The sequence below is a fragment of the Actinomadura sp. NPDC023710 genome (genome assembly GCF_040639875.1).
GTDB lineage: Bacteria > Actinomycetota > Actinomycetes > Streptosporangiales > Streptosporangiaceae > Spirillospora > Spirillospora citrea.
In genome coordinates, this window is sequence record NZ_JBFAGB010000087.1 from 1 (window position 1) to 12122 (window position 12122).

10 protein-coding genes are annotated in these 12122 nt (G+C 63.8%); 3 read left to right on the forward strand and 7 right to left on the reverse strand.

The window, feature by feature from the left end:
- Nucleotides 1-291: 291 nt before the first annotated feature.
- Together AB0H37_RS44390 and AB0H37_RS44395 are read right to left on the reverse strand one after the other, a co-directional pair.
- Nucleotides 292-996 carry a hypothetical protein gene (locus AB0H37_RS44390; RefSeq protein WP_360618757.1) on the reverse strand — a complete coding sequence of 235 codons (705 nt, stop codon included), beginning with the start codon at nucleotides 994-996 and terminating at the stop codon, nucleotides 292-294.
- A 434-nt stretch (nucleotides 997-1430) separates the two neighbouring features.
- Nucleotides 1431-2240, reverse strand: a complete 810-nt coding sequence (locus AB0H37_RS44395) for a PaaX family transcriptional regulator C-terminal domain-containing protein (protein ID WP_360618759.1) — start codon at nucleotides 2238-2240, stop codon at nucleotides 1431-1433.
- Between the two features lie 99 nt (nucleotides 2241-2339).
- Between AB0H37_RS44395 and AB0H37_RS44400 the strand changes: the two genes are divergently transcribed.
- Nucleotides 2340-3353, forward strand: coding sequence for an alpha/beta hydrolase (locus AB0H37_RS44400; protein ID WP_360618760.1), 1014 nt, complete (start codon nucleotides 2340-2342; stop codon nucleotides 3351-3353).
- Between the two features lie 365 nt (nucleotides 3354-3718).
- Here the strand turns inward: AB0H37_RS44400 and AB0H37_RS44405 are convergent, their stop codons facing one another.
- From AB0H37_RS44405 to AB0H37_RS44415, 3 genes are read right to left on the reverse strand one after another with little or no spacing between them, the layout of a single operon-like run.
- The gene (locus tag AB0H37_RS44405; RefSeq protein WP_360618762.1) at nucleotides 3719-4144 is read right to left on the reverse strand and encodes a hypothetical protein; all 426 of its coding nucleotides are present in this window, start codon (nucleotides 4142-4144) and stop codon (nucleotides 3719-3721) included.
- Nucleotides 4141-4491, reverse strand: a complete 351-nt coding sequence (locus AB0H37_RS44410) for a VOC family protein (protein ID WP_179848037.1) — start codon at nucleotides 4489-4491, stop codon at nucleotides 4141-4143. Before AB0H37_RS44410 ends, AB0H37_RS44405 begins: the two co-directional genes overlap by 4 nt.
- 9 nt (nucleotides 4492-4500) lie before the next feature.
- The gene (locus tag AB0H37_RS44415) at nucleotides 4501-4818 is read right to left on the reverse strand and encodes a metalloregulator ArsR/SmtB family transcription factor (RefSeq protein WP_360618764.1); all 318 of its coding nucleotides are present in this window, start codon (nucleotides 4816-4818) and stop codon (nucleotides 4501-4503) included.
- 2108 nt (nucleotides 4819-6926) lie between these two features.
- Here AB0H37_RS44415 and AB0H37_RS44420 point away from each other — a divergent pair.
- Entirely contained in the window at nucleotides 6927-8036 is a 1110-nt protein-coding gene (locus AB0H37_RS44420; RefSeq protein WP_360618765.1) for a pentapeptide repeat-containing protein, read from the forward strand.
- Nucleotides 8037-8285: 249 nt separating this feature from the next.
- Nucleotides 8286-8810 carry a hypothetical protein gene (locus AB0H37_RS44425; protein ID WP_360618767.1) on the forward strand — a complete coding sequence of 175 codons (525 nt, stop codon included), beginning with the start codon at nucleotides 8286-8288 and terminating at the stop codon, nucleotides 8808-8810.
- Between the two features lie 579 nt (nucleotides 8811-9389).
- Here AB0H37_RS44425 and AB0H37_RS44430 read toward each other — a convergent pair.
- Nucleotides 9390-10121, reverse strand: coding sequence for a hypothetical protein (locus tag AB0H37_RS44430; protein ID WP_360618768.1), 732 nt, complete (start codon nucleotides 10119-10121; stop codon nucleotides 9390-9392).
- Between the two features lie 55 nt (nucleotides 10122-10176).
- Entirely contained in the window at nucleotides 10177-11442 is a 1266-nt protein-coding gene (locus tag AB0H37_RS44435; RefSeq protein WP_360618769.1) for a DUF418 domain-containing protein, read from the reverse strand.
- Between the last annotated feature and the right edge of the window lie 680 nt (nucleotides 11443-12122).

Sequence of the window (12122 nt, forward strand, 5' to 3'; positions counted from 1 at the left end):
CGATCATCGGAGTCGCCGCCCTGGCTGGCATCGCGCTCCTGCTGGTCCTCAGCGGGCTCCTTCCGCTGACGACGCAGGGCCCGTGAGGCAGATCGGCGACCTCACGCGCGGACCAGCCCCGCACCTCTGCCGGATCAGCACCGCGCCACATCCGCCGGCAGCACCTGCAACGTGGCTACAAACGCCAATGCCATACTCTCTCGCCGCTCCACGACCGCGCTGGGTCGGCGTCCCCATTAGCCCGCTGGTGCAACCAGCAGCGGCATGCCGCCGTCGGGGCCGGGGGAGCCGTCAACCACGCTCAGCGTGGCGATCAGCGCGCAACCCGCGCTGGCCACCGCGGCGACCTGGTCGTCGCTCAAGTTCGAACGGCGCGTGCGCAAGCACGTCCACACCGTACCGGGCCACTGTGACCGCGCCGGCGGACGTCGAGGCGTGCGCGACCACGGGCAACCCGTGCTCGTGCGCACGACGTACCAGGGCCTCGATCGTCGCGGCGTCCAACGCCGGGATGTCCAGCAGGGAACCCGACCCGTCGTCGAGGACGACCTTGAGGTGTGTCGCGCCCTCTTCCAGACGCGCCTCGACGAAGGAGGCCGCGTCCGCCGGCCCGGTGACGTACGGCAGGGGCGCGTACGCCATCGTGGGATGGCCTCCGGGCGCGGTCGCCCCGACACTGGAAGTGCGCAGGTCAGCCCGGACGGGACCCGAGGCGCGCACGGCCGCGCCGACGGCCGCCCGCTCAGGCTCGATGGCCTCCGGCTTGCTGAACTGGTCGATCAGGGTGGTGACACCGAACACCGCGGCCAGTTGCGTGCATCCCGGCAGCAGATGGACATGCGCGTCGATGAGTCCCGGCAGCAGCGTCCCGCCGCGTCCGTCGACCAGCACTTCGTCCGCGCCCTGGACGGAGGCGTCGCCGGCGGCGTCGATCGGGTCGTCGGCGATTCGCGCGTGTGTGGCTTCGAGGACGCCGCGGCCGTCGAAGATGCGCACGTCGGTGATGGTGAAGGGGTGATGTGTTCTCACCCCGGCGATCTTAGAAGTTGACGTAACGAGAAGGTCTAGCCTGCCGGCCTGGCCCCGCCAGCCGGACCTCAGGCTCCTCCATAACTCGGAGGCGTCGACCACAAATACGGCTGCCTCGCGGTCGCCGAGTACACCGACAAAGCAAGGCGGAGACACGGTCCACACCCTCGTGCGCGTTCGGCACCTTGCTCCCCGATCCGCCACCTCTTTCTGACCTGTCCCAGCAGATCCCGGCCATTGCGGAGAGTTCAAGCTGAGTCCGCAGCTTACGGGCCGATTGTGTCTCGGGGGCGTGAGTGACGATGAGAGACCGGTAGATCGAGATTTGCGACGATCTTGATCATCAGGAGCCAGCTGTTGGACAGCTACGACGTAGGGCGGTTCCACGCGGCCAGGCCAGTTCAGACCGTGACTGATCGTGCGGCCTCGGTGTAAACCTCGAAAAGGCGCGGTGCGTTGTGGTGCGGTTTGCTGAGCAGTAGCGCCCAACATTGCGCGAGGAGTTCGCGGGCCTCTGTCCCGGGCCAGGGCTGTGGCAGCAGCTCCGGCGGCAGCAGGGGGTCGGGTTCCATGGCGTGGGTGAATTCGGCGGCCAGTTCGATGGCGATGGTCAGTTGCTCGGTCTCCGGTGGATCGGCCCGCAGCCGGGTTAGGTACGTTGCGGCGATCTCGATGAGACGGACGTGTCGTTCGGCGATCTCGTCCAGCATCCAGAGCCTCTCAGCGAGGGCCCGGGGGGCACTTTCAGTACCGATGCACAGGTCGCGGCTGGTGAGAAAGGTGAGGTGATCCGTGACCCCGAGCCTGGCGGCCTCGGCCTTGATCAGATCCTCCCAGGCGTGTGGCGATACGTAGAGGCCGCTCTGGACGGCGGCGCCGCCTAGATAGACGATCGCCTCCCGAAGCGCGTCCCGCGCGGGACGCGTCGATTCCGGGATCGCGAATCCCACCAGGTGCCATACCCCGTCCCAGGGGGCCTTGCCGTGGTCCTGCTGGTACATGAGCCGCATGAAATCGATGTCGGGCTCGATCGATCGCCATGTCTCGGCGGTCGCCCGCAGGGTGGCCTTTCGTCCGCGCCCCTCCTGGACGACACGGCCGTCGGCCACCAGCCGCCTGATGGACAGGCGCACCTGTTGGTCGGTCATCCCCAGCAGCCCCGCCACCGTGTAGAGGTCACCGCAGTCCACGGTCCCGTCCGCGCGGACCATCGCCTCCACTAGCAACCGGCCCGGTATCTCCCGCATGACAACTAGCATAGTACGTTCGTTGTCATTACGATCGTATCTAGAATGAACGAAAGAGGTGGCATGCGGAAGCTCATCCGGGTCTCGCTGCTGACCGTGCTGGTGGTGATCGCCGGGGCCGGCGGTTGGGTGATCTACCAGCATGATTACGACCTCAGGGAGGAGAAGGTGACGATCACCGGTGGCGAGCACCCGCTGAGGGGGGTCCTGGCGATGCCGAAGCATGGTCACGGGCCATACGGGCTAGTGGTGTTCGTTCACGGTGACGGACCGGTCGACGCCACCGACGACGGTTTCTACCGTCCGATCTGGGAGACGATGGCCAGGGCTGGCTATGCTTCGCTGTCCTGGAACAAGCCGGGCGTCGGCGGAGCGCCTGGCAACTGGCTGCACCAGAGTATGCAGCACCGCGCGGAGGAGACCGTCGCGGCGATCGAGTGGGCCAAGCGGCGCTCCGACATCGACCGTAACCGGATGGGGCTGTGGGGCGGCAGCCAGGCGGGCTGGGTCATGCCCAAGGCTGCGAGACTGTCGTCCGACGTGAGGTTCCTCATCGCCGTCTCTCCCGCGATCAACTGGCTCCGGCAAGGCCGCTACCATCTGCTCGCCGAACTCCGCGCACGGAACGCCTCACCCAGCCAGGTCAGGTCCAAGCTCGCTCAGAGCGACCGCATGCTCCGGGCACTCAGCAACGGCCAGACCTATGAGCAGTATCGGGCCGCGGGGGGCGATGTGAGCGGCATCTCGAATGACCGGTGGACGTTCATCACCAGGAACTACGCCTCGGACGCGTCCGCGGACCTGGCCGCCCTGCGGGTTCCGGTGCTGCTGATCCTGGCGGGCCACGACATAAACGTCGACGTCGCAGACACCGAGGCCGGATATCGCCAGCGGTTGCGCACGCCGGGCCAACTGCGGATCCTGCGTTATCCGGCTGCCGCCCACTCCCTGATGCGCAAGGACATCGAGGACTCCTCCTTCAAGACCTACATGACCGCCATCGCCACGCCCCGGTCGCTGTTCGTCGCAGGGTTCCTACGGGACCAGCGACGGTATTTGGAAGAGACCGACCGTTGACCACCATCGCCGCCCGGATCTAGTTCGGCGGCGGCCGCCACCGATTCACCAACGCCCGCAGGCTGAAGGCCTATGCCGGATCGGCACTCGTCACCCGAGCCTCGGGCAAGAGCGATGCCGTGCACCACCGAAAGGCCAAGAAGCCAGCACCTGGCTGCCACCGGATACGTCTGGGCTTTCGCCGCTGTGCAAGCACCCTGCCCCCGAGCTCGACTACGACCACCGCCGCGGCGTCAGAGGAGATACGGCGCCTCCGCCGTATCTCTTCCCAAGGCCCTAGGAGTGCTGTTCGGCGGATCCTGCCGGCCAATCGGGTACGCAGAGTGATGGTCCCCGTGGGTTCGGGGGGTGGTTGCCCGGTCGGATTACGACCTTTTTCGGTTCTCCAGTCGGCGGACAAACTTCAGCCCGGACCAGTCCTCGCCGAGCGTGGCGACCTTCACGTCGACGATGCCGTGAGGGAGGAAGAGGTCACGCACCAGATTTTCCGTGATGTCGCTTTGGTGACCGGCCGCTCGCCGTGGCCAGGCGATCCACAGCATCGCCTGGTCGCCCAACTCCGCCGCCAGCCCTGAGGCGTCGGAGCGCAGCGGGCTCAGCGACCGGTAGAACGCGATCGTCGCGTCTGCCTCTGAGGGGCTCCCACCGGCTATTGTGCAGCCCCCGGGTAGATCCGGGATCGCCCAACCGGCGGGGCGGTGGAGCAGATGAATGGTGTGGCCGGGCTTGATGCCAATTTTCTGAGCCAGGGGCGTGCTGGAGTAGCCGCCGCTTTGGGTGCTCGCACTCACGTTTGGATCAGGGTCAGCAGGTTGCCGGCGGGGTCTTTGACCTGGGCCTTGGTGACCCAGCCGTTGTCTGTGGGCGGCATCACGACATCGCTCCCCAGTTCGCTGGCACGGGCGACGGCCTGTTCGATGTCGGGGACGGCAACGCCCATGCAGACGCTTGCGGCCGGGGCATTGCTGATCGCTCCGCCTAGCCCGCCGGGCGTCTGCACCAGCGCGTAGCCGGGTCCCTGGGGGCTGACCTGCCAGCCCAGCAGATCGCGGTAGAAGCGGTGCAGGTCCTCCTCATGCGGGCCGCTGATGTCGAAGTGCACCACGGCGTTCGCTCGGTGTGTCCTGTCTTCGTTCATATTCGTTCCTCAGATTTCCGGTGGGGAGGTGTCGAACCCAGCCGGCTGTTCCATGCCCGGGAAGGCTCGTGCCATCAGTACGACGCCGTGCCGCACCTGCTCCGGGCAGGTTCGGTAGAACCGGAAGGTGCCCTCGGCCCTCATTGTGGCCAGGCCCGTCTTGCGGAGCACCTTCAGGTGCTCCGACACGGTGGCAGGGGCGAGGCCGAGGAGGCCCGCCAGCTCTCCGGCCCCGCGCTCGGTCTCCCAGATCCCGAGAAGGATCTGGCGCCTGTGCCTGCTCGCTAGCGCGCGCAAGAGCTCGTCGAGAGCCTCGGACTCCTCCATGCGCCAAAGACTAATTCGGGAAAGTACGAAATACAACACGCGTCCAGGTGCTCCCCGCCCCGACAGCGTCCCGCGGGCAGCAGAAAGCTCCGAGCTCACGGGGCCTCATGGGGCGCTTCGTCTCTTGGCCGGCCTGTTCCGCGGTACCGCGCAAGGTCGGGTTGTAGGCGGGTGGGGGTATGTGGAACTGGTCGGTGGTGTAGTCGCCGAAGCGGAGTACATTCTCGCGCCGGTAGGGGCTGAAGCCCGCCAGGTTGGTGGAGTGGATGGGGGCAGCCTGGGCGGGAGATCGCGACAGCCTCCAGTGCGACGTTCGCCAGGTCCCCACCGAGGCGCGGACCGGGGCCGCGGACCGGGGCCGCCTCCTCCGTCGCGGCAGTGGCAACCGCCCGGGCGGCCCGGACCGGGCCGTACGCCAGCCCCAGTCACTCCCGGATCCAGGCGCGGTACGCTTCTCCGCCCGTTCCTCGGCTACCGGTACGACATCCTCCGGCAGGCCCACCGCAGCACGCACATGGGCAACGACCAGCACCGGAGCCTCGGCTAGACACGGGAAATAGTCCAGCCTGGTACACGACCTCAGCAGCGTCAGGAGCGACTCCGGACAGTCATGGGTCCGCTTTGCCGCCCACGCGATCTCAGCATCATCCGGGGGAGGGACTGCACCAACCCGCGGTCGGAAATGATCCGCTTTTCAGTGAACGAGGCTTCGGCAGGACACCCCGGCGCTGAGCTGCGGAAACTCCTCCGCGAGAAGCCGTCAAGCAGCCACTTCGGCGCGAGTTCGGCATGCTCAAGGGAGGTAGGTCGCGTTGTCGAGATCGGCAGCCGAGCCTCTTCCTGCGTCGACCGTGACTAAGCAGAGGTTCGAGGACGACTCAGCGACCCGGAGACTGCGCGAGATCGTGCTTGGCTGGGCGCTGGCTCCCTCAGTAGTGACTCCAGGGAAGGGGCGGTTCGTGTAGCTGCGCCCTGCCGAAGGGGGTAGGTATGCCTGCGGGCCCCTGCCAGCCGGCCCCGTCGCACAATCCGCAGAATTTCCAGGACCTCCCCGGTGCTGCAACCCCCTTATGGCCAGGTCAGCCGTGGTCCGGTGTCATCTGGCACAGCACCTCGTCCGTCAGCGATTGGTGGACTGTTCGCGCAGGTCGGAGGATTGTGCGTCTTTCCGCGGCATTGCGCGGCGTTCCAGATACAGGGAGAGGCGGCCACTGACAGCACGATAAGAGCATGCGCGGATTCTGCGGGTTCTGCGACCCGTGGTGACTGTCGATCCTTGCGACGACGGGCCACTTGCCAATGCGCCAGATCCGCCGCGGTGGTTACAACTCGTCATGCTCGGATGTTTGCCAACACTTCATGCGAGCTTCACCTCAGAGTGCTCGCAGCGAGGAGGACTTGCTCGAACGATTAGTGAGGCAAGGGCGGCTAGCACCCGGGCAGTTGCTTAAAGCTCAAGTAACCAGGTCGACATGGAGGCGTGAGGTTGAATCAAGAGATTATAAATCTGCATTGGGTTGCGAAACAGAACCGTCTAGTATCAAGAGCGTCTATCCGATCCGGACATTAAGTGTCATAGGTGACACCAGTGAAGTCGGGCTTGTTGATCGGGTTCATCTTCTGTTTGGTTGCCGTCGCTCGCAGTGATCCACAGGAGGGCGATCCACGTACTAAGTGCTGGAGTTGGATTGGTGAGTAAGTAACGATCTTGTCGAAATGCTAGTAAATTTCCAACCACTGCAAGGTGCAGGAATGGGCCCAAAGTGGTCAGGGAGGAGGTACGGCCTGAACCGCTGAACGCAAAGAAGTCAGGGGGTGAGTTAAGTGCCATGCGAGAGGCCGAAGGTGGCCACGGGAGCGCATCATCCCAGGTCTAGCATGTCTCGGCCTCCTAAGCGATCATGCAAGCAGATGATGCACGGAATCACTCGGAGGAAAGTGATGGACACACGCCGTTGTCTAGTTCATCATCGTGTCTATAAGGGCGCGATACAGGTGGGAGTAAAAGACGATCTTCAACGCCACAGCAGGCACGTCGTTGCAGCGCCGCCAACTTCGCCGCAACGCCGTCACACCAGCACTCTAGGGGAAGTGGGTGCTCTCCCGGTATGGCAGTACATCATCAACTCGGTCCAGCGAAGCCCACGCTTTCGGACAAGGCAGCTCCCGTGAGGAAATCTAGAGGTGCCCGTGAGGACCTGCTGGCGCCGCCTCCCCCTCGCGAATCGCGGAAAGCCCCTTACTGGCTGAAAGTTCTCATCCCTCTGATATTTTCCTTTTTGGCTGGAATTAGCATAAATCATGCCGCAACATCTGCAAAGTCTTCGGGTGCATCACTTGCTGTGGGCGCCACAGTGGCCTTTGCGGTCACTGCTTGGGGTGTGATATTTGCGCTGGATCGTGACGCTGGCCCGAGCGTCGCGAAGAATCGGGAGAACAAGACTCATCTGGTTCTAGAATTCGGAGAAAGGCTGAGCATCGCGACGGCCGGCCTGGACTCGAAGAGTAAGATGAGCCGACTGGGATCGATGTACGAACTAGTCGCATTGGCGGGGGAATCTCGGCGGACACGCATTGCTGCGGCTGAGGCGCTGGTGCAACTCATTAGGGCTCAGCGCAGTCTGCGAGTAGTAAAAAACCGGAGCGACGAACATCTGTCTCTCGAAGTTCAAACCGCGCTCTCGATACTCGGCAATTTACAAGATATAAGAGAGGGAGTCGCAACCCTGCGCTTCGATCTTAGCTACTTGGATCTTTCGGGCGCTCATTTGAGTGGCCTTAATTTCCAGGGCGCCAACTTCCAGGGCACCATTCTGAGCAAGGCCGACCTCTCGGAAGGAAGTTTCGAGGGGGCTAGTCTCGCGCAGGCGAAGCTAAGCGACTGTCTCGCGTTTGACACCTGCTTCGTTGGCGGCATTCTTGAAGACGCAGACTTCACTGGCGCAATCCTATCGGGTGCATTGTTCGACCGCGCTTATATGGTCCGTGCTGATTTAAGTGAAGTAGTTGCCGCGGAGAGCAGCTTTAATGGAGGTGTCCTCACCAGAGCTGTTTTCAAGTCAGCTGACCTGACCGATGCAACGCTTCGGGATGCCTACCTCGTGGAGGTAATCTTCGATTACGCGAATCTAACCAGAGTAGACAGTGAGGGCTCGGTAGATACCGGAGCTTCCTACAGTCAGGTTACTCGGGAGATTGTAAGTGAACAGCGCATATAGCATCGGCTTCTTGGGACCCTGTGTTGGACCCGCGTGCGCGGAAGTATTATTGCCCTTAGTCGGAAACAGTAGTGTAGGTCGACGTTGACAGACTCACCAACAGTTCCCGAACGCGGGAACGATGGCGATCCTGAGCAAAGAGATCAGGGTTCTTCAGGGGAAGTCAGGCCCTCCCAAAGGGGGCATGAGCACGATGAGGGCAGCCAGGAGTGGTTGTGGTCGAAGTCTCGTGCGGTCTGGCTCGAGAAGATGCAGGCCGAAGATGAGCCAAGGCGCATTGAAAGAAGATATGAAAAGCTTGAGCGGCAGAGAAATGTTGTTTTCTATTTTTGGCTAGCGGCAGCGGCGTTGGGCCTGGCTCTAGTGCCCACGGCGTTGGTTCTTCTCGTGCTCAATTTGATCACTCAGGCCGTAGTCTCGGGAGTTGCCGGACTGCTTTGCGGGGCCGCCATATATCCTCTACGTGTTATGAATGCGAACATCGCTGGTGAAATAGCTCAGTTGGATGAACGCTTCAAGGCAGTAAAAGCTGACGAGCGCCACATGATGATGATCCTATTGGCGCCTACTCACGAACTCCGCCTGAAGCTTATGACCGATTTTGCGGCAGGACGGATCACTGGTCGGGTGGCTGGAAAGAGGAATACTGCTGCACGTAGTCGTGTGACTAGGCCTCCTAAGAAGCCGCGCTCGGCTCTGGAAGGGCCTGGAGGAAGTGCGGATGACGATCCTCGAAGCGAGGACGCAAAGCCAGAAGATGGTCCGGCGCAGTAATTTTGGCGCGATTCGGGGGCGTCCACGCCCGGTTAGCGGAGAGCGCGATCTTGAGGATTCCGCGGAATTGTTAAAAGAAAGTCCCAACCGTTCTGCTGGGGCTTTTCTCGGAGCTTAGTTAGGCCCTTAGGCAGTGATAAGTTCGTTTCGAGTGCATGAGAAAGTCGTGCTGGGAGATATTCCAGGCATAGGCGTCGGCCATGGAAAAGGCGACCAGGTCACCTACTACGAGAGGTGTGCCAAATTAACGGCTGATCTTGGTTGTTGAGGTGTTCAGTTGGCGGTCGGGTGAGTCGGCCTTCGAACTCGATCTGGAAGGCGTTCAGGGGGCGGCACCGCAGTTTCATGTGCGCCCGGATGGGCGTCACCTTCTAGGCGGCCGGGGTACGGGCGGTGGCGACTGAGGCGATTCGTGCCGGGCTCAGACGAAGGACACCCGGCCGATCTGATCAACGTGGCGTTGGAGTGGGTAGCGACTGAGAGGCGCATTGTGCGGGGAGTTGACCAAAGGTGGCCGCAGCCGAGGTATTCCCGGTCCGGGCTTCGCTTCAGGGCCGCCGGCAGCGCCCTATGGTCTTATCAGAGATGGTTGCTCTTCTGGTCATCCGCTGGCTGGACATGACGCCACCACTGCCTCTTGTCCGTATCGCGTACGTATACGCCGAGCTTCGCCAGTTCCGTTCGCAGTTCGGCGATGTTCGTCTCGTCCTGCTTTTTCAGTGCCTCGGCCCGCGCTTTGAGGAGTGCGTTGCCGCCGACCGGCAGGCCCGGCATGTCCTCGACCCATCGCCTGTATTCGTCTCGGTAGGGGTCCCCCTCCGTAAGCCACGGATATCCGTGTGCTTGAAAGCCCTCCTTGAGCTGCTTGACCGACGGCAGGTCCGCGCCCTCGTTCTTACTTTCCACGGCCAACTCCTTGCCCCGCTCGCCGAGTATCACCAGCCGCCTGCCGTCGGCGAACACCCCATGGATCATGGCCCGGGGAACGCTCTGGCTGGAGTCGCCGCGATCTGTTGTGACCTGGTCATCCTCGATGGTGACGGTAACGTAGCCGTATTCGGCCATGAGTACGAGGACGCCACCGGCCAGGGCCCCGACCAGCAGGCTCACCAGCGTCGCTGTCGGTTCGGGCGCATTGTTGATGAGTTCGAGCGGCCCCGGCAACGGAATCCAGGGCCAGGAAACAGCCCAGTTTGCCAGGAGCTTCAGCAGCCATCCGGCCACCGCCCCCAGGGCAGGAAATCCGGCCGCCACCAGAATTCGGTTCGACATTTTCTGTCGAATAACGATCTTTGTTTTCGTGCCGGACATGCTGATGCGCCTTTCCTCTTGAAGTGGATCAAGAAAGTGAAGGTACGAAAAAGAACTATGGCTGGGGTGACCGTGTCTCGCTGCGCAGGCGCCACGGGGGTGTCGACAGCGTGGTCCAGGCACGCAGCAGCCACTCCAATGGGCCGTAGGCGTGGTGTCGCAGCCACCATCGACTGGCCACTGCCTGCGCCGCGAACAAGGTCAGGGCGATCGCCGCGACGCCAATGGGCGGGACGCGGCCGACCAACGCGGCCCCGAAGCCGGTGAACAGCAGGGCGCAGAGCAGGGACTGCCCGAGATAGTTGGTCAGCGACATACGGCCTGCCGGCGCGAGCGCGGTTACCACGGCCTGGCCGCAACGGCCACGGACCAGGCGGAGCACGGTCGCGGCGTAGGCGGCGGCCAGCAGGGGAGCGGTGATCACGTCGAGGCCCATGGCGTAAAGCTGGTGCGCCGACTCGGGGTGTATCAGGCTGGCGTGCGCGTACACGATGCCGCCCAGCAGCCCGGCCGTGAAGCCGACCCACTGGAGCCGCCGCAGGAGCCGCCGGTGCCGGTCGGTGTCCGCGAGGGCGCCACGGCGTCCGGCCGCCAGGCCCAGCAGGAAGGCGGCGAGCACGGACGGCGCCTGGAAGAAGAGCAGCAGGGCTGCCACGTCCGGCAGCTCCTGGAGGTGCGCGCGGATGACCGATGCCGGCCCGCCCCGCAGGGCCTCGGTCGCCTGTGCCGCTGCGGATGCCGTGGACGCGGGAATCGTACCGCTCCCGCCGGCATGAGCGACGGCGAGCGCAAGGAGCGCGTATCCGACGGCGGTCACCGCCAGCAGCGCCACGGCGATCCGTACCGCGGTGCGGGGCTGGATGCGGCGCAGCGCGAGGAGGATCAGGCCGAGGACGGCGTACAGGGTGAGGATATCGCCGGGGAAGAGGACGACGGCGTGGATGACGCCGATCACGAACAGCCCGGTCAGGCGCCGCAGGAAGCGTGGCGCGAACCGGGCGCCGCGTCGCTCGGCCGAGTCGATCTGCAGCGTGAAGCTGTAGCCGAACAGGAAAGAGAACAGCAGAAAGAACTTCGTCTCGAAGATCACCGCCACTAGCCAGCGGACACCCTCGCTCAGCGGGCCGCCCAGGCCCGGGTCCTCCAGGCCGGTGCCGTGATAGGCCGAGGCCATGTAGGTGATGTTGACCGTCAGGATGCCGAGCAGTGCGAAGCCGCGCAGCGCATCCACCTGCGCCAGCCGGGCGCCGCGTCCTTGCTGCTGGTCCCAAGTCGTGGGTAAGGGGCGCGGGGTGGTCTTGGTGCGTGTTCGGGCGCTCACGACACTCCTCAAAGCTATCGAAATGGAAACGGTCGTTGTGAAAACGATCGTACTATGATCTGTCGGTATCGGTCCAGCAAGCGGAGGTGCGCGCGACGGCAAAGCGCCGGAAGGACGAGAGAAGGTGACCGTGGATGCATCACACGAAGCGGCAGGCCGGGGCGATGGCGACGCCTCCTGCCTGCATCGGGGGATCCACGAAGGGGCTGAGCGGCAGGTGGCCGCTATGCGCTGGGAGGCGTTCGGCCGCAACCCCGGCAGCGCGGCGCTCGGCCCGCCCGAGCAGGGGCCCCTGCCTTCGCTGACATCGTCGCCACACTCATCTGCCACCGCTGACTCGCCAACACAGATGACTTCCTAGCGTGGTCGCTCCTCGCACAGAAACCCGCCGATCAATCTCAAGATCCAATACTGAAGCGGCCTACTCATAGTTCCTTTGCCGCCCCCACCTGGGCTTTTGTCGGGCGGCTGAGGCGGGCGGAAAGAACAAGACTGTTGTGCCGCAGGTTTCTCCTGCACGGTTGTCGGCGTCTCCATCGCTTACCTCCAGGAGTTCCAACGTGTCCGAAATCGTGCCGCTGCACTTGGCGGGCAACAACGCGCCGGTTCCCGAAGAGGTGACCCTGGAGCCGTCCAAGGTCGTCGGCGAGATCCCGGCCGAGCTGAGCGGGCAGTTCCTC